Annotated in this window: 20 protein-coding genes; 3 read left to right on the top strand and 17 right to left on the bottom strand. The window is 72.1% G+C overall.

The genetic code is table 11. The annotated features are described in order from the left end of the window. Window positions 1–5: 5 nt before the first annotated feature. The 6 genes from ACVW07_RS01320 to ACVW07_RS01295 form a co-directional block, all read right to left on the bottom strand. Window positions 6–920: a diacylglycerol/lipid kinase family protein gene (locus tag ACVW07_RS01320; protein ID WP_456817495.1), complete on the bottom strand. Its 915-nt coding sequence runs from the start codon at window positions 918–920 to the stop codon at window positions 6–8. Then, entirely contained in the window at window positions 917–1717 is an 801-nt protein-coding gene (gene tatC / locus ACVW07_RS01315) for a twin-arginine translocase subunit TatC (RefSeq protein ID WP_456821004.1), read from the bottom strand. Before tatC ends, ACVW07_RS01320 begins: the two co-directional genes overlap by 4 nt. 45 nt (window positions 1718–1762) lie before the next feature. After that, complete coding sequence (tatA, locus tag ACVW07_RS01310) at window positions 1763–1993, bottom strand: twin-arginine translocase TatA/TatE family subunit (protein WP_456817494.1); 231 nt, start codon at window positions 1991–1993, stop codon at window positions 1763–1765. A gap of 80 nt (window positions 1994–2073) precedes the next feature. Then, window positions 2074–2397: a hypothetical protein gene (locus ACVW07_RS01305; RefSeq protein WP_456817493.1), complete on the bottom strand. Its 324-nt coding sequence runs from the start codon at window positions 2395–2397 to the stop codon at window positions 2074–2076. 3 nt (window positions 2398–2400) lie between these two features. Then, window positions 2401–3426: a helix-turn-helix transcriptional regulator gene (locus ACVW07_RS01300; protein WP_456817492.1), complete on the bottom strand. Its 1026-nt coding sequence runs from the start codon at window positions 3424–3426 to the stop codon at window positions 2401–2403. After that, on the bottom strand, window positions 3419–4444 hold the full coding sequence (locus tag ACVW07_RS01295) for a helix-turn-helix transcriptional regulator (protein ID WP_456817491.1): 1026 nt from the start codon (window positions 4442–4444) through the stop codon (window positions 3419–3421). The genes ACVW07_RS01300 and ACVW07_RS01295 overlap by 8 nt, the downstream gene beginning before the upstream one ends. Before the next feature lie 35 nt (window positions 4445–4479). Here ACVW07_RS01295 and ACVW07_RS01290 point away from each other — a divergent pair, with 35 nt between their 5' ends. After that, the gene (locus ACVW07_RS01290) at window positions 4480–5667 is read left to right on the top strand and encodes a DUF3866 family protein (protein ID WP_456817490.1); all 1188 of its coding nucleotides are present in this window, start codon (window positions 4480–4482) and stop codon (window positions 5665–5667) included. Window positions 5668–5719: 52 nt separating this feature from the next. On the opposite strand, the gene ACVW07_RS01285 is transcribed toward ACVW07_RS01290, so the two are convergent. From ACVW07_RS01285 to ACVW07_RS01255, 7 genes are all read right to left on the bottom strand, one after another. Further along, the gene (locus ACVW07_RS01285) at window positions 5720–6178 is read right to left on the bottom strand and encodes a PH domain-containing protein (RefSeq protein WP_456817489.1); all 459 of its coding nucleotides are present in this window, start codon (window positions 6176–6178) and stop codon (window positions 5720–5722) included. Further along, window positions 6166–7014: an ATP phosphoribosyltransferase gene (hisG, locus tag ACVW07_RS01280; protein WP_456817488.1), complete on the bottom strand. Its 849-nt coding sequence runs from the start codon at window positions 7012–7014 to the stop codon at window positions 6166–6168. The genes ACVW07_RS01285 and hisG overlap by 13 nt, the downstream gene beginning before the upstream one ends. Before the next feature lie 214 nt (window positions 7015–7228). Further along, window positions 7229–7492, bottom strand: coding sequence for a phosphoribosyl-ATP diphosphatase (locus ACVW07_RS01275; protein ID WP_456817487.1), 264 nt, complete (start codon window positions 7490–7492; stop codon window positions 7229–7231). 172 nt (window positions 7493–7664) lie between these two features. Continuing rightward, window positions 7665–9770 carry an excinuclease ABC subunit UvrB gene (gene uvrB / locus ACVW07_RS01270; protein ID WP_456817486.1) on the bottom strand — a complete coding sequence of 702 codons (2106 nt, stop codon included), beginning with the start codon at window positions 9768–9770 and terminating at the stop codon, window positions 7665–7667. A gap of 63 nt (window positions 9771–9833) precedes the next feature. Next, window positions 9834–10472 carry a pyroglutamyl-peptidase I gene (gene pcp / locus ACVW07_RS01265; RefSeq protein WP_456817485.1) on the bottom strand — a complete coding sequence of 213 codons (639 nt, stop codon included), beginning with the start codon at window positions 10470–10472 and terminating at the stop codon, window positions 9834–9836. Continuing rightward, window positions 10469–11098, bottom strand: a complete 630-nt coding sequence (gene coaE, locus ACVW07_RS01260; RefSeq protein ID WP_456817484.1) for a dephospho-CoA kinase — start codon at window positions 11096–11098, stop codon at window positions 10469–10471. The genes pcp and coaE overlap by 4 nt, the downstream gene beginning before the upstream one ends. Window positions 11099–11166: 68 nt before the next feature. Next, window positions 11167–11586: a VOC family protein gene (locus tag ACVW07_RS01255; protein ID WP_456817483.1), complete on the bottom strand. Its 420-nt coding sequence runs from the start codon at window positions 11584–11586 to the stop codon at window positions 11167–11169. 101 nt (window positions 11587–11687) lie between these two features. On the opposite strand from ACVW07_RS01255, the gene ACVW07_RS01250 reads away from it, so the two are divergent. Continuing rightward, window positions 11688–13955, top strand: a complete 2268-nt coding sequence (locus tag ACVW07_RS01250; protein WP_456817482.1) for an exo-beta-d-1,3/1,6-glucosidase — start codon at window positions 11688–11690, stop codon at window positions 13953–13955. 273 nt (window positions 13956–14228) lie between these two features. Here the strand turns inward: ACVW07_RS01250 and rpsA are convergent, their stop codons facing one another. Together rpsA and ACVW07_RS01240 are read right to left on the bottom strand one after the other, a co-directional pair. Next, window positions 14229–15734, bottom strand: a complete 1506-nt coding sequence (gene rpsA, locus ACVW07_RS01245) for a 30S ribosomal protein S1 (protein ID WP_456817481.1) — start codon at window positions 15732–15734, stop codon at window positions 14229–14231. Window positions 15735–15949: 215 nt separating this feature from the next. Further along, window positions 15950–16975, bottom strand: coding sequence for a 6-phosphofructokinase (locus ACVW07_RS01240; RefSeq protein ID WP_456817480.1), 1026 nt, complete (start codon window positions 16973–16975; stop codon window positions 15950–15952). 125 nt (window positions 16976–17100) lie between these two features. Here ACVW07_RS01240 and ACVW07_RS01235 point away from each other — a divergent pair, with 125 nt between their 5' ends. Then, on the top strand, window positions 17101–17928 hold the full coding sequence (locus ACVW07_RS01235) for a class I SAM-dependent methyltransferase (RefSeq protein WP_456817479.1): 828 nt from the start codon (window positions 17101–17103) through the stop codon (window positions 17926–17928). Between the two features lie 52 nt (window positions 17929–17980). On the opposite strand, the gene ACVW07_RS01230 is transcribed toward ACVW07_RS01235, so the two are convergent. Beyond that, window positions 17981–19639: a solute symporter family protein gene (locus tag ACVW07_RS01230; RefSeq protein WP_456817478.1), complete on the bottom strand. Its 1659-nt coding sequence runs from the start codon at window positions 19637–19639 to the stop codon at window positions 17981–17983. Then, window positions 19636–19989: a DUF485 domain-containing protein gene (locus ACVW07_RS01225; RefSeq protein WP_456817477.1), complete on the bottom strand. Its 354-nt coding sequence runs from the start codon at window positions 19987–19989 to the stop codon at window positions 19636–19638. Before ACVW07_RS01225 ends, ACVW07_RS01230 begins: the two co-directional genes overlap by 4 nt. Window positions 19990–20095: the final 106 nt, after the last annotated feature.

Raw genomic sequence — 20095 nt, 5'->3', positions numbered from 1 at the left:
GCCGCTCACGCCAGGACCGACAGCGCTCCCGGGTCGACCTGGACCCGCAACGGCAGCACGCCCACGCGCTCACCGTCCGCGAACGCTGCGGGCGGCACCGCGCCGAGCTCGTCGAGCGGCTCGATCAGGACCGACCGGCTGCGGACCACCCGGACGGCGGGGTGGCGCAGGTGCCGGCCGCGGTAGATCCCCGGGAAGATCCTGACGACGCCGGTCTTGGAGAACGGCCCGGCGAGCACCACGTCCAGGAGACCGTCGTCGGGTCGTGCGTCCGGCGCGATCTTGAGGCCGCCGCCGATCCATGGCGCGTTTGCGACCGCCACGAGGGTGCCGGCGGACTCCCAGACCTCGTCGTCGAGCGTCACGCGGTACCCGAACGGCCGGAACGAGGCGAGCTCGAGGCCCAGGGCCCGGACGTACCTGGCCGATCCCTTCGGCCAGGTCAGCTCGTTCGCGCGCGCGTTGATCGCGGCGTCGAAGCCGCACGACAGCACCCCGACGAACCACTCGTGCGCCGCGTGCTGCGGGGAGCCGACCCGGACGGCGTCGAGCCGGCGCGGACCCTCATGGAGCCGCCGCTCGAGGACCGCGACCGCGGCGGCGACGTCTGCGCGCGGAAGCCCGAGCGTACGGGCGATGTCGTTCCCGGTACCGGCGGGCACGATGCCCAGCGGCAAGGCCGTGCCGGCGACGACGTTCACGCCGAGGTGCGCCATGCCGTCCCCACCCACCACGACCACCGCGTCGAGGCCCTGCACCGCCGCAGCCCGTGCCCGGTCGGTCGCTTGGGCCAGCGTGGGGGCCGACAGGTCCTGGACCTTGAAGCCCTTCGCCTCGAGCATCTCGTGGACCTGGCGCCCCGCGGCCGCACCGCGACCCCTGCCCGCCGTCGGGTTGACGACGACACCGACCTGCTTCATGCGGTGGCGCTCCCGGTGCTCGGCTCCTCGCCGGGGAGGGTGCCGTCCAGCCGGGGCAGCCCGGCGGCCACCCGCCGCCGGTCGACCCGTCGGTCGTGCAGGGCGCAGATGCCCAGGGCCGCGAAGTAGAGCAGGCAGATGGGGACCGCCACGGCGATCATCGTGATCGCGTCGGGGGTCGGTGTCATGACCGCGGCGAACACGAAGGCGACGAGCACCGCCCAGCGCCACCCCCGGCGCCACGTGGCTGCGCGACCGATGCCGGCGAAGTTGAGCGCGACCATGACGACCGGGAGCAGGAACGCCAGGCCGAACGCGAGGACCAGCCGCATGACGAAGCTCAGGTAGGTCTGCGCGTCGATGAGGTTCTGGGAGCCCTCCGGGGTGAACCCGGTGAGCAGCTCGACCGCGTTGGGCAACGCCCACCAGGCGAGCGCGGTGCCGGCGAGGAACAACGGCACGGCTGCGGCCAGGAAGCCGATCGCGTACCCCCGCTCGCGGTGGGTGAGCCCCGGCGTGATGAAGGCCCAGAGCTGGTACAGCCACCACGGGCTGGAGATGAGCACGCCGAGGAAGAACGACACCTTGATCTTCATGTCGAACGACGTCGCCACCCCGGCGAAGTTCAGGGCGACCAGGTCGTCACCCCGGAGGTCGGCGACGTGCTGCAGCGGCATCTGGAGCGCGGCGAACACCGGGTCGTACAGCCACCAGCCGACAGCGGCACCCACCACCAGGCCGAGCGCCGCGAAGAACACGCGACGGCGCAGCTCGGCGAGGTGCGCCCGCAGGGGCATCCTGCCGCCGGGCTCACCCCCGCGGCGTGCAGCTTCCACGTGCGGTCAGACCTTCGGCGGGGTGCTGCCCTCGGTCGGCTCGTCGGTCGGCCGGTCCGCCGGGGCAGCCTTGTCCCCGTCCTGGGGGTCGCGCAGGTCCTTGACCTCGTCGCGGAAGATCTTCATGGACTGGCCGACGCTCTTGGCCAGACCCGGCAGGCGCTGCGCTCCGAACAACAGGACGACGAGCCCCACGATGACGATGATGTGCCAGAACTGCAGACCGTTCCTGAACATGGGGGCTCTCCTCAGTGATGCGGGGCCTCTCGATCCTAACCGCCTGGTCGCGCTGCACCGTCAGGCCGCGGCGAGCCGGGTCAGCGCCAGTACGCTCCCCACGACGCCCAGGTCCGCCGATGCCGCGCCGCCCGTGCGCCACGACGTGCGTGGGCAGCCGCGCGGAGGTCGTCGTAGCGGCGCCGGACGGTCTCGACGTCGGCCAGCAGGCTCGGCCCGGTCTCGCGCGCCCCGGCGCCCGCGCGCAGCTGTTCGACGCGGTCGGCGAGCTGCTCGGCGACGGCGGCCGCCCGGGTCAGCTCCGCGGCGAGCGCGACCCCCGACCGCCACAGTCGCCGCCCCAGGAGGAACGCCCCGGCGAGGGTCGCGACCACCAGCACCGTCCACACGCTGAACCAGAGCACCTGTCAGACCCCCGTCCCGTCCGGCGAGCGCTCGGCTGCGTGGATGCTTCCTGCCGCGTCGCCCTGGTCCGCGAGCGGTCCGTAGGCGGCGAGCGCCGCCCGGGCAGCCGCGGCGGCCTCGTTCGTGATCCGCACCGGTGTCGCCCCCAGGACCTCGTCGGCCACCTGCAGCACGAGGTGGCGCAGCCACGCGGGCCGCACCACGCGCAGGTCGAGCTCGAACGACCCGTCGGGCAGGTTCCGCACCGCCTCGACCGGCACGCTCTCGGCGACCCATCGGGCCGGGCTCGCCAGGTGCAGCGTGACCAGCTCACCCTCGGGGCCGGGCGCGAACTCGCCGCCGCGGGCGCCGATGCCGTGGTCCTGGGCTGCCTCGTCGAGCAGCGTCGCCCCGAGGATCCGGTCCACCCGGAACAGCCGCTCGTCGTCCACGAGGAGACACCAGCCGAGCAGGTAGGACCGGTCGTCGTCCGTCACGAGGCGGGCCGGGTCCACGTCCCGCTCGGTCGCGACGTCAGCAGCATTCACGTAGCGCAGGTGCAGCCGCCGCCGTCGACGCAGCGCCGTCGCCAGGGTCGCTGCGACCTCAGGCGCCGCGTCCAGACCGAGCTGCACGTCGACCGCGGCGGCGGCGTCCCCTGTCGCGGCGGTCAGCTTGGCGAGCGCCGAGTCCAGCACGGCCGCCCGCTCCGGGTCCAGCGCCGGGCCCAGGGTCGCGGACAGGGCCCGCAGCGAGGCGACGAGCGCCACCGCCTCGCGCGTGCCGAGCCGGAGCGGCCGCGTCATCCCCCGCGACTCGGTGAGCCGGACCACACCCTGCTCGTACGAGGCCGCGTCGAAGTCGATGAGGTCGTGCGGGAAGTAACCGGGCGTCCCGGTCACCCACAGGGTGTCGATGTCGTCGAGCACCTGGTCGGCGGAGACGCCGAACTGCTCGGCGATGTCCTCGACCGGCACGCCCTCGTGCCGGTCGAGGTACGTGATCATCCCGAGCATCCGGAGCAGCCGGTCGCTCGCTCGCTCAGCCATCGGCCGCGGCCCTCCCGTCCAGCGTCGCCGCCCTGCGCAAGAGGCGCAGCACCGACAGGCGTACCTCGACGGGCGCGAGGACGAGCACCGCGTCGCCGTAGCCGACGAGCTCCTCGGCGAGCTCCCACGCCGACCGGAACGGCACGTGCACGACGTCCCGGTGCTCCAGCAGCGGCCCGGCCACGGGGTCCCGGTACCAGTCGGGCGCGTCGGTGGGAGCCGCGACCGTGCGCGCACGCAGGGCCCCCGCCCGTTCCGGTCGGACCGCGAGCGTGGCGACCTGCTGGGCGCCCGCCGACCAGGACGCCATCGCAGCCTCGAGCTCGTGGGACGCAGGAGGTGCGAACGCCCCGGGATCGCCGAGGGTGCGCACCGCGCCCTCGATCCGGCTCAGGCGGAAGGACCTGCTCGCGTCCCGGTCCCGGTCCCGGCCGACGAGCACCCAGCCGCCGCGTCGCGCCAGCAGCCGCCACGGCTCCACGACACGCTCCCGGACCTCACCCGTGTTCGCGGCCCGGTAGGTGAACCGGACGACGCGCCGCTCGTTCACCGCGTCCATCAGCGGTCCCAGTGCTCCCCCGCCGGGCCGCACCCGTGGCGCGAGCCCCGTCACGAGGTCCGTCGAGCCCGGCGCCTCCCCCACGGCGCGAAGCTTGGTCAGCGCCCGCGACGTGTCCGCCCGCAGCGCCTGGTCCTGCCAGACCTGCGCGGCCATCGCGAGCACACCGAGCTCACCCGCGGTGAGGTCCAGGGGCGGCAGGGCGTACGCGTCCAGGTCGACCCGGTACCCGAAGTCGTCGCCGTGTCCCGCGTCGGTGACGGTGACCACCGGGATGCCGAGATCGCGCAGCGTGTCCTTGTCGCGCTCGAACATCCGCTCGAACGCGTCGTCCGACGGCGCGTCCTGGTAGCCGGCGACGCTGGAGCGCACCTGCTCCTTGGTCATCCGGCCCGGGGTGTTCACCAGGGCGATGACGAGGTTGAGCAGGCGCTCCGCTGGGGCGATCGAGGCGGCCATCGGGGACCACCGTAGCGGCCGGTAGCGTGTGCGCCGTGATCACGTGGCGTGCGGGTGTCGTCGTCGGGCTCGGGGCGTCGTGGCCGGGCGCGGCGGAGGTCACCGTCCGGCTCGATCCGCAGGCGCGGGCCGTCCTGCCGGACGGGTCCCCGACCGTCCTGCCCGACGGGTCCCCGACCGTCCTGCCCGACGAGGTCCGCGCACTCGTCTACCCGGCCCTCGTGGGGCCCGTAGCGCTCGGTGACCGGCTCCTGCTGAACGTGTCGGCCCTCGCCCGCGGACTCGGCACTGGCGGGTACGCGCTCGTCGTGAGCCAGGCGGACCGGCTCCCCGACGACCGGGGGGCCGGTCCGGGGCACCTCGTGAAGGCCCGGTACACGCCTCTGCAGGCCATGGTGCTCGGCGTCGACGACCAGGAGTCGCCGCACCACGACGCGCTGCGTGACGCGGACGACCTCACCGGCATGCCCGTCGTGGTAGCGGACCTGCACTCCGCCCTGCCGGCGGTCGTGGCCGGCGTCCGGTACGCGGCCGCGCGCGCTGGCCGTCCGGCCCCGAAGGTCGCGTACGTGATGACCGACGGCGGCGCGCTGCCGGCCTGGTTCTCCCGGACGGTGGCCGGGCTGCGCGACGCGGGCTGGGTCGAGGCCTGCATCACCACCGGCCAGGCGTTCGGCGGCGACCTGGAGGCGGTCACGGTCCACACGGGGCTCCTCGCCGCGCGGACCGTGCTCGGTGCGGACGTCGCCGTCGTGGCCCAGGGCCCCGGGAACCTCGGTACGGGTACCCGCTGGGGGTTCTCCGGCGTGGCGGCGGGCGAGGCGCTGAACGCGGCCGCGACGCTGTACGGGCGGCCCGTGGCCTCGCTGCGCGTGTCGGGCGCCGACGCCCGCGAACGTCACCTCGGCGTCTCCCACCACTCGATGACCGCCTACGGCCGGGTCGCCCTCGCGCCCGCGGACGTCGTGGTCCCGGTGTTCGACCCCGACCCCGATGGTGGCCTCGACGCGCTGGGGCGACGGGTCCGGCACCAGGTCGCCGCACTCGCCGCACCACACGGTCGCCACCGGCTCGTGGACGTCGATGCCGGCGCCGACCTCCTGTCCGCGCTCGCCGGGTCACCCGTGCGGCTGTCGACGATGGGCCGTGGGCTCGAGCAGGATCCCGCCGCGTTCCTGGCTGCCGCGGTGGCCGGCGTGCACGCGGCACACCTGGCCGGCTGACCGGACGCTCCCGGCAGGCGGCACCGGGGAGCGGACGGGACCGACGCGGGTGTCAGTCGTCCTGCACGGTCGTGGTGTGCACCGCGACGAGCGTCGCCAGCCGGCGGGCCTCCGCCTCGGCCCGCGCCCCGTCCGCGGACTGGATCCCCATGACGGCGAGCGTGTCCCCGTCGGCGAGGTCGAGCTGAACCCACGGGCGCCCGGGTCCGAAGCGCACGGACACGATCTCCGGCCACGTCAGTCGGGTCGTGACCATCAGGTTGCGGACCGTCAGGCCGTCCTCGTCGGGCACCGCACGGACCGACGCCTGCCGCCAGCAGAACCAGGCGATCGCGACGCCCACCACGGCGAAGCCGACCTGGTCGAGCGGGCCGGCGTCCGGCAGCGCAGCGATCAGCGCGGCGGTCAGCACGAGCACCACCACCACCAGCGCCAGCGTCACCATGCGGGCCAGGCGTGGCCGGAACGGAGCAGTCGACACGTCCACGGCGGACCCCGTCAGAGTCGGCACGCGTGGATCGACGTCACGAGGATGGCCCGGGCGCCGACGTCGTACAGGGCATCCATGACGCGGTTCGTCTGGTCGCGGCGGACCATCGCCCGCACGGCAGCCCACTCGCGGTTGTGCAGCGGGGAGACGGTCGGCGACTCCAGGCCGGGCGTGATCGCGACGGCCGCGTCGACGAGCGAGAGAGGGACGTCGTAGTCCATCAGCACGTACTCGCGGGCGGTCAGCACGCCCTGCAGCCGGCGCGTCAGCACGTCGAGCCCGGCCGGGACGGCCACGTCGGACCGTCGCACGAGCACCGCCTCGGAGCGGAGGATCGGCTCCCCGAAGACGGCCAGGCCGGCGGCGCGCAGGGTCGTGCCGGTCTCCACCACGTCGGCGATCACGTCGGCGACTCCGAGCTGGATCGCGCTCTCGACGGCGCCGTCGAGCCGCACCACCCCGGCCGGGACGACGCCCCGCTCCCTCAGGTAGGCGGCGACGAGGACCGGGTACGACGTGGCGATCCGCTTGCCCGCCACCTGGGTCACGTCCTCGAGCAGGCCCGCCGTCGACGCGAACCGGAACGTGGACCGCGCGAAGCCGAGCGGAAGGTGCTCGATCGCCGCGGACTCCGAGTCGAGCATCAGGTCCCGGCCGGTGATGCCGACGTCGACGGTGCCTGCACCGACGTACACGGCGATGTCGCGCGGTCGCAGGAAGAAGAACTCGACGTCGTTGTCGGGATCCGGCAGCACGAGCTCGCGACCGTCGCGACGCTGGCGGTAGCCGGCCTCCCGGAGCATCTCGGCGGCAGGCTCGGACAACGAGCCCTTGTTGGGGACGGCGATCCTCAGCACGGGGGTCCTGTTCGGGAGAGTGGTCGGGACGACGGGTGGGCGGGTCTTGGTCGGGCAGTGCCCGGTCGGCGGCCGGGTCGCGTGGGCCTTGATCGGACCGGGCCCGGTCCGTCCGGGTCTGGTGAGGCAGAGTCGCGGTCAGGCAGGGTCGTGGTCGGGCGGGGTCGTGGTCAGGCGGGCGGGTGGGGCGCGGTCGGCCGGTCAGACGGGCCGGTCACAGGTGCGCGTAGACGTCGTCGAGGGTGAGGCCGCTCGCCAGCATCAGGACCTGCAGGTGGTACAGGAGCTGCGAGATCTCCTCGGCGGTGCGTTCCTGGCCTTCGTGCTCGGCCGCCATCCAGACCTCGGCCGCCTCCTCGACGATCTTCTTGCCGATCGCGTGGACGCCGGCGTCCAGCTCCGTCACGGTGCGGGAGCCGGCCGGCCGGGTGGCTGCCTTCTCGGCGAGCTCGGCGAACAGGAGGTCAAAGGTCTTCACGTCGGTCAAGGGTAGACGGGTCCCGACGCGACCTCGACGCACATCCGCCCCGCGGTCGGACGGGGACGGCTCCGCGAGCCCCCGAGGAGACGACCGGTGCCGGCGGTCGGCCGTGCCGGTCCTCACCCAGCACGACGGTCGCCGGCGCTCCGCGCTTCGACCGTGCGCGCCCTCAGGCCGTGGCGGCCTGCATCTGGCGCAGCTCCTTCTTGAGCCCGCTGATCTCGTCACGCAGCCGCGCCGCGAGCTCGAACTGGAGCTCACCGGCGGCGGCGTGCATCTGGTCGGTGAGGTCCTGGATCAGGCCGGCCAGCTCCGAGGCCGCCGCGCCCGTGAGACGCGTCCGCTCGTCCCGGCCGCCTCCCTTGGAGCCGAAGCCCGGCACCGGCGCCTTCCCGCGGCTCGACTGACGCCCGCCGCCGCCCAGGAGCTCGGCCGTGTCGGCGTCCTCCCGTGCCAGGAGGTCGGTGATGTCGCCGATCTTCTTGCGCAGCGGGGTCGGGTCGATGCCGTGCGCCAGATTGTAGGCGACCTGCTTCTCGCGCCGACGGCTGGTCTCCTCGATCGCGATCTCCATCGCGGCGGTGATCCGGTCCGCGTACATGTGCACCTCGCCGGAGACGTTGCGCGCCGCGCGGCCGATCGTCTGGATGAGCGACTTGCCGGACCGCAGGAAGCCCTCCTTGTCGGCGTCGAGGATCGCGACGAGCGACACCTCGGGCAGGTCCAGACCTTCGCGGAGCAGGTTGATGCCGACCAGCACGTCGTACTCGCCGAGACGCAGCTCACGCAGCAGCTCCACGCGCCGCAGCGTGTCGACCTCGGAGTGCAGGTACCGGACCCGGACACCCTTCTCCAGGAAGTAGTCGGTGAGATCCTCGGCCATCTTCTTGGTGAGCGTGGTGACGAGCACCCGCTCGTCCTTCTCCACACGGTCGTGGATCTCGCCGAGCAGGTCGTCGATCTGGCCGTGGGTCGGCTTGACCACGACCTCCGGGTCGACGAGGCCGGTGGGCCGGATGATCTGCTCCACGACACCGTCGGAGATCGACAGCTCGTAGTCGCCCGGTGTCGCCGACAGGTACACGGTCTGCCCGATGCGCTCGACGAACTCCTCCCACCGCAGCGGCCGGTTGTCGGTGGCGCTCGGCAGCCGGAAGCCGTGTTCCACGAGCGCACGCTTGCGGGACATGTCTCCCTCGAACATCGCGCCGATCTGCGGGACGGTCACATGCGACTCGTCGATGACGAGCAGGAAGTCCTCGGGGAAGAAGTCGAGCAGGGTGTTCGGTGCCGAGCCCGCGGAGCGGCCGTCGATGTGCCGCGAGTAGTTCTCGATGCCTGAGCAGGAGCCGATCTGCCGCATCATCTCGATGTCGTACGTGGTCCGCATGCGCAGCCGTTGGGCCTCGAGGAGCTTGTGCTGCCGCTCCAGCTCCTCGAGCCGGTCGCTGAGCTCCGCCTCGATGCCGGCGATGGCCCGCTCCATGCGCTCCGGGCCCGCGACGTAGTGCGTGGCCGGGAAGATCATCATCTGCTGCTCGGAGCGGACCACGTCGCCCGTGAGCGGGTGGAGCGTGGCGATGGCCTCGATCTCGTCGCCGAAGAACTCGATGCGGATCGCGAGCTCCTCGTACATCGGGATGATCTCCACCGTGTCCCCGCGGACCCGGAACGTCCCCCGCGTGAACGCGAGGTCGTTGCGCGTGTACTGCATCTGGACGAACCGCCGGAGCAGCTGGTCACGGTCGATCTGGTCGCCGACGCCGAGCGTCACCATCCGGTCGACATACTCCTGCGGCGTGCCGAGTCCGTAGATGCACGAGACCGACGCGACGACCACGACGTCCCGCCGGGTGAGCAACGAGCTCGTCGCCGAGTGCCGGAGCCGCTCCACCTCGTCGTTGATCGACGAGTCCTTCTCGATGTAGGTGTCCGTCTGCGCGATGTACGCCTCGGGCTGGTAGTAGTCGTAGTACGACACGAAGTACTCGACGGCGTTGTGGGGCAGGAGCTCGCGGAACTCGGTGGCGAGCTGCGCGGCGAGCGTCTTGTTGGGTGCCATGACGAGCGTGGGGCGCTGGACCTGCTCGATGAGCCAGGCGGTCGTGGCGGACTTGCCCGTCCCGGTGGCGCCCAGGAGCACGACGTCCTTCTCACCGGCGTTGATGCGCCGAGCGAGGTCCGCGATGGCGGTGGGCTGGTCGCCCGACGGCGTGTACTCGGAGATGACCTCGAACGGGGCGACGGTGCGCTGGAGCTCGGTCACGGGTCGCATGGATCCACCGTACGTGGCACCACCGACACGCGGGTCCCGTGCCGGTGCCGCCCGCGGCAGGCGTCAGGACGTCGAGCCCGCCGGCACGCGGAGGTCGGTGGCGACCGTCGCAGCGGTCCGGACCACCTCGGCCAGCGCCCGTGCCGTGGCGTCCAGGTCGAGACCGGTCCCGGGCGCCGCCTGGCCGGGCAGTCGCGGGACGTGGACGAAGCCTGCCCGCAACCCTGGCGTGCGCTCTGCCAGGTGCATCAGGGCGTAGAACGTGGCGTTGCAGACGTAGGTCCCGGCGGTGCCGGACAGCTCGACGGGCACACCTGCCGACCGCACGGCGGCGGCACAGGCCTTCACCGGGAGCGTCGTGAGGTACGCCGTCGGGCCGCCTGCGATGACGGGGACGTCGACGGGAGCGGAGCCGTCCTCGTCCGGGATCCGCGCGTCGATCAGGTTGACCGCGACGCGCTCCAGCCCGACGGCGGAACGGCCGTCGGCCTCGCCCACGCACACGACCACGTCGGGTGCCAGCTCGGCGACAGCGGTGCGGAGGTCCTGCCGGGCGCGGCGGAACGACACGGGGAGCCGGCGCACCACGAGCCCGACGGCCCCGTCCGTCCACCCGGAGCGGACGGCGTCGACACCCTCCCAGGAAGCGTTGACGGACCGGCCGTCGAACGGAGCGAAGCCGGTCAGCAGCACCCGGGTCACGGGGTCTCTGCCGCCAGCTCGTCGGCACGCTCGACGGCGAGCCGGTCCCAGAGCTCGTCCACCTGGACGCGCAGCTCGGCGTCGCTCCCGGTCCCGTCGAGGACGACGTCCGCGACGGCCAGCCGCTCGTCGTCGCTCGCCTGTGCCGCGACGCGTGCCTCGGCCTCCACCCTGCTCATCCCCCGGAGCCGGACCAGCCGCTCGACCCGCAGCACGGCGGGCGCGTGCACCACGACGAGGACATGGAACGCGTCCTGCTGACCGGTCTCGACGAGGAGGGGGATGTCGTGCACGACCACCGCTCCGTGGTCCGTGACGGCAGCGACGGCCTCGCGCTCGGCGGAGAGCCGGCGGACCACCGGGTGCACGATGGCGTCCAGCCGGGCCCGGGCGTCGTCGTCGGTGAACACGATCGACGCGAGGGCCGACCGGTCGAGGCTGCCGTCGGGCGAGAGCACCGTGTCGCCGAAGGCCTCGACGACCGCGTCGAGCCCGGTCGTCCCGGGCGCCACCGCCTCCCGCGCGAGTGCGTCGGAGTCGATGAGCACCGCTCCCAGCTCGGCCAGGCGCTGCGCCGCGACCGACTTGCCGGCCGCGATCCCTCCGGTCAGTCCGATGCGTTGCATCTGCCCATCCTGCCGGACCCGGGTGGCCGACGCCCTGCCCGACGCGAGACTGCTCCCCGGCGCGTGCGTCAGCCGACGAAGAGGCAGAACGGGTGCCCCGCCGGGTCCGCGTAGACGCGCAGCGGCTCCAGCGGGTCGTGCGACCGGTCGTAGAGCAGGCGCGCCCCCAGAGCGAGCGCCCGCTCGTGCTGGGCCTCGAGCGCCGCGAGGTCGGGGACGGTTGCGTCGAGGTGGAGCTGCTGCGGCACAGGGCCCTCCGGCCAGGTGGCCGGGGGCAGCGTCGCGACCTGCTGGAACGCCAACGGCACGCCGTCGCCACCGCGCAGCACGAGCCAGTCCTTGCCGTTCGGGTCGGGCTCCCCGTCCGCCGGCGGGCTGTCGCCGTCCCGGTACCGGAGCCCGAACAGTGCACGGTAGAACTCGGCGAGTCCACGTGCGTCCGTGGTGTCGAGCACGACCTGCCGGATCGTGGGAAAGCTGCCGTCCATCCTGGGTACCTCCTGACGCCCAAGGTGGACCCGGCTGCGCGCGAGCGCTACCGGAGGGCACTCTGGGACCGGAGACGCTGCCGCCGTGAGAGGACCCGCACGTGACCCTGCCGTACCTCGACCCGACCGTGCCCGTGGTGGAGCGCGTCGCCGACCTGGTCGCGCGCATGACGCTCCCCGAGAAGGTCGGCCAGATGATGCAGCTCGACGCGCGGGACGGCGTGCAGCACCTCGTCGAGGACGTCCACGTCGGTTCGATCCTGCATGCCGCGCCCGAAGCCGTCCTCCAGGCGCACGAGGCCACCGCGCGGACGCGCCTCCGCATCCCGCTGCTCGTCGCCGAGGACTGCATCCACGGTCACTCGTTCTGGGAGGGCGCCACCATCTTCCCGACGCAGCTCGGCATGGCCGCCTCCTGGGACGCCGGCCTCGTCGAGCGGGTCGCCCGAGCGACCGCCGTCGAGGTGGCGGCGACCGGCATCCACTGGACCTTCTCCCCCGTCCTCTGCCTGACTCGGGACCTGCGATGGGGACGCGTCGGCGAGACCTTCGGCGAGGACCCGTTCCTCGTCGGCGAGCTCGCGTCGGCCATGGTCCGGGGCTATCAGGGCGACGGTCTCGACGACCGCACCGCCATCCTGGCCACGGCCAAGCACTTCGCCGGTTACTCCGAGACGCAGGGCGGCCGCGACGCCAGCGAGGCGGACATCAGCCACCGCAAGCTCCGCTCATGGTTCCTCCCGCCGTTCGAGCGCGTCGCCCGCGAAGGGTGCCGGACGTTCATGCTCGGCTACCAGTCCACCGACGGCGTGCCGATCACCATCAACGAGTGGCTCCTCACGGACGTGCTGCGCGGGGAGTGGGGCTACCCGGGCACCCTCGTCACCGACTGGGACAACGTCGGGCGGATGGTCTGGGAGCAGCACATCCAGCCCGACCACATGCACGCCGCCGCGGCCGCGGTGCGCGCGGGCAACGACATGGTCATGACGACGCCGCAGTTCTTCGAGGGTGCGCAGGCAGCGGTCGCCGAGGGGCTGCTCCGCGAGGACGCCGTCGACGCGGCCGTCGCACGCATCCTCACGCTCAAGTTCGAGCTCGGGCTGTTCGAGAACCCCCGCCGCCCCGACGCCGCACGCCAGGCCGAGGTGATCGCGTCACACCCGCACACCGCCCTCAACCTCGAGGTCGCCCGCCGCTCGCTCGTGCTGCTCACCAATGACGGCACGCTCCCGCTCGCCGGTGGCACCGGCGTCGACGGTGCCCGGACGTCCGCACCGCGGACGGTCGCGGTGGTCGGCCCGAACGCCGACGACCCCGACACCATGCTGGGCGACTGGGCCGGCTCGTCGGGGCAGGCCGGCTGGCTGCCGGACGGCCACCCACGCGCGATGATCTCCACGGTGCTCGACGGGTTCAGGGAACAGGTGCCCGACGGCTGGACCGTGACGCATGCCCGGGGAGCAGACATCCTCTCGCTCGCGCCCGACCCCGAGGGCGAGCTCTTCCCGGACGGACAGCCCCGGCCGCAGGTCGTCGTCCCCGCGCCCTCCGACCGGGAGCTCGTCGCCGAGGCCGTCGCAGCGGCCCGGTCCGCGGACTACGTCGTGGCCGTCGTCGGTGACCGCATCGAGCTCGTCGGCGAAGGCCGGTCGACCGCGACCCTGGAGCTCGTCGGCGGTCAGGTCGCCCTGCTGGACGGCCTCGCGGAGACCGGGACGCCGATGGTCGTCGTCGTGGTCGCGTCGAAGCCGCTGGTGCTGCCCCGGTCCGCGCTCGACGCTGCCGCCATCGTCTGGGCGGCGAACCCCGGCATGCGTGGCGGTCAGGCGGTCGCCGAGCTGGCGCTCGGCCTCGTCGAGCCGTCCGGCCGGCTGCCGATCTCGTTCGCCGCGCACGTCGGGCAGCAGCCGACGTACTACAACCAGGTCTCCGGGCAGCACGGTGACCGGTACGCGGACCTCTCGCAGCGCGTGCCCTTCGCGTTCGGGGAGGGCCGCAGCTACACGACGGTCGAGTACGGCGACCTGCGCCTGCTGACGCGGGTGCTGGCCGTCGACGACACCGTCCGGGCCCAGGTCACGCTACGGAACACCGGCGGGCGCCCGGCACGCGAGACCGTCCAGGTGTATCTCCACGACCTCGTGACGTCCGCGACGTGGGCAGCCAAGGAGCTGAAGGCCTACCGGCTGGTGGACCTGGCGCCGGGCGAGACCGTGGTCGTCGACCTCGAGCTGCCCGTGGCCGACTGCACGATCGTCGACTCGCGCGAGCGCCGGGTCGTCGAGCCGGGCACGTTCGCACTCCTGGTCGGTCCGTCCTCCCGGGACGAGGCCCTGCTGCGAGCCGACTTCGTCGTCGAGGGCTGACGCTCGGCACCAGCCCGACGACCGGCACGACGTCCCCCAGGGGCCGCCCGGTGACCCGTGGCGGACGGAGCCGACCCGTGGCGGACGGAGCCGACCCGTGGCGGACGGAGCCGACCCGTGCGGACGACGCCGACGTTGCGGACTACGCCGACCGTTGCGGCCGATGCCGACCCCCGTGCGGAGAGCGCCGACCCGTGCGGAGGGCGCAAGAACGCCGACGGGCCGGCCACCCCAAGGTGGCCGGCCCGTCGTCGCGATGCCTCCCGGGCGGGATCAGTTGCCCGTGAGCTTCTCTCGCAGAGCCGCGAGGGCCTCGTCGGACGCGAGGGTGCCGGTGGCCTCCTCGGTCGAGGACGAGTACGTCGACGGCACCGCAGCGCTGGAGCTGGACGTCGAGCTGCTGCTGCTGCTCGTCCCGGCCTCGGCGCCGCTCGCGGCCTCGGCGTCCGCCTTGGCGGCGTCGGAGACCTGCTTGCGGTGCGCCTCCCAGCGCTCGTGGGCCTGCGCGTACTGCGCCTCCCACACCTCGCGCTGGGCCTCGAAGCCCTCCAGCCACTCGTTGGTGGCCGGGTCGAAGCCCTCGGGGTACTTGTAGTTGCCGGCGTCGTCGTACTCCGCCGCCATCCCGTACAGCGCGGGGTCGAAGTCCTCGCTGGCCGGGTCGAAGCCCTCGTTCGCCTGCTTGAGCGACAGCGAGATCCGGCGACGCTCCAGGTCGATGTCGATGACCTTGACGAACACGTCGTCGCCGACCTGGACGACCTGCTCCGGGATCTCGACGTGGCGCACGGCCAGCTCCGAGATGTGCACGAGGCCCTCGATGCCGTCCTCGACGCGCACGAACGCACCGAACGGGACGAGCTTCGTGACCTTGCCGGGCACGACCTGGCCGATGGCGTGCGTCCGGGCGAAGGCCTGCCACGGGTCCTCCTGCGTCGCCTTCAGCGACAGGGAGACACGCTCGCGGTCGAAGTCGACGTCGAGCACCTCGACGGTGACCTCCTGGCCGACCTCGACGACCTCGGACGGGTGGTCGATGTGCTTCCAGGAGAGCTCGGAGACGTGCACGAGCCCGTCCACGCCACCCAGGTCCACGAACGCACCGAAGTTGACGATCGAGGACACGACACCGGGGCGGACCTGGCCCTTCTGCAGCGTCTGCAGGAAGGTGGAACGCACCTCGGACTGCGTCTGCTCGAGCCAGGCACGGCGCGACAGGACCACGTTGTTGCGGTTCTTGTCGAGCTCGATGATCTTGGCCTCGATCTCCTTGCCGACGTACGGCTGGAGGTCGCGGACGCGACGCATCTCCACCAGCGACGCGGGAAGGAAGCCGCGCAGGCCGATGTCGAGGATGAGGCCGCCCTTGACGACCTCGATGACGGTGCCGGTGACGACGCCGTCCTCCTCCTTGATCTTCTCGATCGTGCCCCACGCGCGCTCGTACTGCGCACGCTTCTTGGACAGGATCAGCCGGCCTTCCTTGTCCTCCTTCTGGAGGACCAGGGCCTCGACCGCGTCGCCGACCTTGACGACCTCACCGGGGTCCACGTCGTGCTTGATGGACAGCTCACGGGAGGGGATGACGCCCTCGGTCTTGTAACCGATGTCGAGCAGGACCTCGTCGCGGTCGACCTTGACGATGGTGCCCTCGACGATGTCGCCATCGTTGAAGTACTTGATGGTGGCGTCGATCGCGGCGAGGAAGTCCTCGGCCGAGCCGATGTCGTTGATCGCGACCTGCGGGGTTGCGGGCTTCGCGGGGGTGGTGATGCTCATGTAGGGATGGGCTCCGTTGCGGACATGGAAGTTGTGCGGACAGGGTTCGGGGCCGCAGTGTGCGCCACTGGACGGATCCAGACCCTCAGGTCGCCCTTGCTCGGTCAAGCTGAGTGAACGAGCAGGATGAACTGCGGGAAGGCGCGCGGCACCGCCGTCCACCCTATCCGGGTGACGACGGAGCGGTCAAAGCCGGGCGCCGCCGCGCAGCTCGGTCACGCCAGCGCCCGGGCCACCGCGAGGAGCTCGGCAGGCACGTGCTTGACCTTGCCGGCGATGTCGGCGAGCGGCACCAGCTCCACCCTCTCGCCGCGCAGCGCCGTCATCACGTTCGACTCGCCGCGGGACACCGCGTCGATCGCCGCCACGCCGAACCGCGAGCCGAGGATCCGGTCGGTGGGCGTCGGCGTGCCGCCGCGCTGCACGTGCCCCAGGACGGTCACCCGGGTGTCGAACCCCGTGCGCTGCTCGATCTCGGCCTTGAGCCGCTCCCCGATGGCACCGGCGACGATCTCACCGAACTTCCCGACCTGCGTCTCGTAGTGCATCGCAGTGCCTTCCGCGGGCACCGCTCCCTCGGCGACGACGACGATCGAGAAGCTCGCGTGCGCGCGGTGCCGGTGCTTGAGGAACCGCTCGATGCGGTCGATGTCGAACGGCTCCTCGGGGGCGAGCACGAGCTCGGCTCCCCCGGCGATCCCCGCCGTCGCCGCGATCCAGCCGGCGTGGCGGCCCATGACCTCGACGATCATCACGCGGTTGTGGGACTCGGCCGTCGTGTGGATCCGGTCGATCGCCTCCGTCGCGATCGTCACGGCGGTGTCGAAGCCGATCGACTGGTCGGTGCCCCACACGTCGTTGTCGATCGTCTTGGGGATCGCGACGATCCGGACGCCCGCCTCGGCGACCTTGCTCGCGGCGTGCAGCGTGCCGTCGCCACCGATGCAGATGAGGGCCTCGATGCGCTCGGCCTCGAGGGTGGCCAGCACGGCGTCCAGGCCTCCGTCCGACGTGTGCGGGTGGTACCGCGCGGTTCCCAGGAGCGTGCCACCGACCGGGAGCACGTTGCGGATGTGCTGGCGGGTCATCGGCAGGGAGAACCCGTCGACGACTCCGCGCCAGCCGTTGCGGAAGCCGATGATCGAGTGCCCGTACTCGCCCTCGCCGCGCTTGACGACCGCGCGGATCGCCGCGTTCAGGCCCGGCACGTCGCCCCCGCCGGTGAGCAGTCCGACTCGCACGCTGACACTCCTTCGTCGTCCGGAACCTGACCGGAGCGCGTCGTCGGGCTGCCGTCCGGCCAGCGTATCTGGCCGCCCTCCCCATCCCGTGCCTTCCGTCCCAGGTCAGGCCCGAGACTGGGTGCATGGCACCCGACGCGCTCCCGCCCGACGACGACCCGCTGGTCGAGGCGGGCTACCTCGACGTCCCGGCTGTGGAGGGCGGTGCCGCCGGCAGGGGGTGGTGGGACGCGAACGCTCAGGAGTATCTCGACGAGCACGGCAGCTTTCTCGGACCGGCCGACTTCTGCTGGTGCCCGGAGGGCGTCCGGGAGGCCGACGCCCGACTGCTCGGTGACCTGACCGGTGCGCGGGTGCTCGAGGTGGGCGCCGGTGCGGCACAGTGCTCGAGGTGGCTCGTCGGGCAGGGAGTCGACGTCGTGGCGACGGACGTGTCGGGCGGCATGCTGCGGGCCGGCCTCCGCTACGACGAGCAGGCCGGTGTCCGGACGCCGGTGCTGGTGGCCGACGCGCGAGCACTGCCGTTCGCCGATGCGTCGTTCGACGTCGCGTTCACCGCGTTCGGCGCCATCCCTTTCGTGCCCGACGCGGACCGCGTCCACGCCGAGGTCGCCCGCGTGCTGCGACCCGGCGGGCGTTGGGTCCTGTCCGTCACGCACCCGGTGCGCTGGGCCTTCCCGGACGACCCGTCGGAGCACGGGCTGGTGGCAGCCCGGTCGTACTTCGACCGGCGGCCGTACGTCGAGCTCGGGGCGTCGGGCCGGGTCCGGTACGCCGAGTACCACCGGACTCTCGGCGACCACGTGGCCGAGCTCGTGGCCGCCGGTTTCGTGGTCGACCGCCTCGTCGAACCCGAGTGGCCCGAGGGACACGACAGGGTCTGGGGCGGCTGGGGACCGGTGCGGGGGGCGCTGATCCCCGGGACGGCCATCTTCGTGACCCACCGGACGTAGCGGAGCGGGGTGGCCGCCGTGCGTCGGCGACCACCCCGCTCCCCGTCCGGCGTCAGCTGTGGACGACCGCCTTCTCCGATCCGGCGCCCGTCAGCGACCGGACCTCCATCTCGGCGAACTTCTCCGGGTCGGTCTTCTCCTTGCTCAGGTACGTCCCGAGGATCCCCAGGAGGAAGCCGAGCGGGATCGAGATGATGCCCGGGTTCTCCAGCGGGATGAGGTGGAAGTCGATGCCCGTGTCCTTGATCATCGACAGGCTCGCCCCGGTCTTCGGGTCGACCTTGCCCGACACCACCGGCGAGAACGCGATGAGCACGAGGCAGGAGATGAGCCCGCCGTAGATGCTCCACAGCGCGCCCGACGTGTTGAACCTCTTCCAGAACAGCGAGTAGAGGATCGTGGGCAGGTTGGCGCTGGCGGCGACCGCGAACGCGAGCGCCACGAGGAACGCCACGTTCTGCCCGTTGGCGAAGACGCCGCCGATGATCGCCAGGATGCCGATCACGACGACCGTGATCCGCGCGACCCGCACCTCTCCGTCGGGCTTCACCTCGCCGCGCTTGATGACGTTCGCATAGATGTCGTGCGCGAACGACGTCGCCGCGGTGATCGTCAGCCCGGCCACCACGGCGAGGATCGTCGCGAACGCGACCGCCGAGATGATGCCGAGCAGGATCGTGCCACCCAGCTCGTAGGCGAGCAGCGGAGCAGCCGAGTTCACGCCACCGGGGGCGGCCAGGATCTTCTCCGGACCCACGAGGGCACCGGCGCCGTATCCCAGCACGAGCGTGAACAGGTAGAAGATGCCGATGAGCCAGATGGCCCACACCACCGACCGACGCGCCTCCTTCGCCGAGGGGACGGTGTAGAACCGCATGAGCACGTGCGGCAGGCCGGCCGTGCCGAGCACGAGGGCGAGCGCGAGGGACAGGAAGTTGAGCTGGCTCATCGAGCTCGCGCCGTACTGCTTGCCGGGCCCGATGAGTGCTTCGCCTCCCTCGCCCGCGGAGTCGATCGCACCCTGCAGCAGGTCGGAGAAGTTGAACCCGTACTTCGACAGCACCAGGATCGTCATCACGCCGGCGCCGAGGATCAGCAGCACCGCCTTGATGATCTGCACCCACGTGGTGCCCTTCATGCCGCCGATCAGGACGTACGCGATCATCAGCGCACCGACGACGGCGATGACGAGCCCTTGCGCCTGCGTGCCGGTCACGCCCAGGAGCAGTGCGACCAGACCACCGGCACCGGCCATCTGGGCCAGCAGGTAGAAGAAGACGACCGTCAGGGTGGCCAGGGCGGCGGCCATCCGGACGGGACGCTGACGGAGGCGGAAGGACAGGACGTCGGCCATCGTGAAGCGGCCGGTGTTGCGCAGGAGCTCGGCCACCAGGAGCAGGGCGACGAGCCAGGCCACGAGGAAGCCGATCGAGTACAGGAAGCCGTCGTACCCGTTGATGGCGATCGCGCCGCAGATGCCGAGGAACGACGCTGCGGACAGGTAGTCACCGGCGATCGCGGTGCCGTTCTGCGGGCCGGTGAACGACCGTCCCGCCGCGTAGTAGTCGGCCGCGGTCTTGTTGTTGCGCGATGCGCGGAAGACGATCACGAGCGTCACGAGGACGAACCCGACGAAGATCGCGATGTTGACCCAGGGCTCGCCGATCTGCTCGGCCTCTGCGGCACGGACCAGGGACGTGAGGCCGCTCATGCCACCTCACCTCCGTCGAGCGTTCCTTCCTCGATGTGCAGGCGCAGCCGCTCGGCGACCGGGTCCTGCCGGTTGTTGGCCCAGCGGGCGTACACCATCGTGATGATGAAGGTCGAGGCGAACTGACCGAGCCCGAACAGCAGCCCGACCGTGATGTTCCCCCACACCTTCGTGGACATGAAGTCGTGCGCGTAGTCGGCCAGCAGGACGTAGACGAAGTACCAGGTGAGGAACAGGGCGGTCATGGGAAAGACGAAGCGCCGGAACCTGCGCTTGAGCGCTTGGAACTCGTCGCTGCGCTGTACGCGCTGGTAGTCGGTCTCCGGCGGACTCTCGAACGTGTCTGTCACGAACGCCTCCCAGTTGACGGGGCTGCGTGGCCTCGTTGCCACTCGCGGAGAGTGTGGCGCACATCACCGGGTGAAGTACACGAAATCTTTCGACAAGTCACACGAA

The organism is Cellulomonas sp. URHB0016 (genome assembly GCF_054057935.1).
The sequence above is the reverse complement of the archived record's forward strand: the minus strand, read 5'-3'. Positions and strand labels throughout refer to the sequence as shown.